The organism is Macrococcoides goetzii (assembly GCF_002742385.2).
Lineage (GTDB): Bacteria > Bacillota > Bacilli > Staphylococcales > Staphylococcaceae > Macrococcoides > Macrococcoides goetzii.
The window spans coordinates 1-328 of sequence record NZ_MJBI02000030.1; the positions used below are offsets into that span (position 1 = coordinate 1).

The window sequence follows — 328 nt, forward strand, 5'->3', positions numbered from 1 at the left end:
TAACAATCCGAAGGTAGCAGATACAACAGCACCGACGGTGGATGCATCAGATGCGACAGTTACAGAAGGACAGGTGATCACGCCGATCCCAGTAACGATCACAGATGATAACGACACGACGGAAGAAGTAACAGGCCTACCATCAGGCTTAACATATGATGACGTGAACAACCAGATCATCGGTACACCGGATATCATCACAGACTGGAACGATGACGCTGCGACAGGCACGTACGAAGAGACACGTGACTTCCCAGTAACAATCACAGTGACAGATGAAGCAGGTAACGTAACAGAGGAAACAATCATAATCACAGTACAACGTGAT

The 328-nt window shown here is 47.6% G+C and carries 1 protein-coding gene; it reads left to right on the top strand.

What is annotated here, in order from left to right; genetic code table 11:
* Positions 1-328, top strand: a 328-nt coding sequence (locus BFS35_RS13865) for a putative Ig domain-containing protein (protein ID WP_158554339.1), incomplete at both ends; no start/stop codon positions are given.